This is a genomic window from Clostridium sp. CMCC3677 (assembly GCF_023845585.1).
GTDB lineage: Bacteria > Bacillota > Clostridia > Clostridiales > Clostridiaceae > Clostridium > Clostridium aquiflavi.
In genome coordinates, this window is sequence record NZ_JAMQHS010000080.1 from 1 (window position 1) to 245 (window position 245).

Sequence of the window (245 nt, forward strand, 5' to 3'; positions counted from 1 at the left end):
ACTGGTCCCATTCTTCCAGTTGTTGCTTCACAATATGCCTTTTCCAAATAATATTTGATTTTCATCGGTTCTAATACTTGCACTGCATATTTTGTAATAGGTTTTATCATTTCAATTATTTGAACCTCTTGCGAACCCATTTGCCTAACACCAGTTTTACCAACCAAATCAGAACGTTTTGCTTGTCCAGATATTACAAGCATAGGAGTTGAATCAATCCAACCAGCTGTAACCCCAGTAATTGC

1 pseudogene is annotated in these 245 nt (G+C 36.7%); it reads right to left on the reverse strand.

Annotated features, from left to right (window positions below):
- Nucleotides 1-245 (reverse strand): annotated as a pseudogene (locus tag NG901_RS16805) (thiamine pyrophosphate-binding protein); the annotation flags it as partial.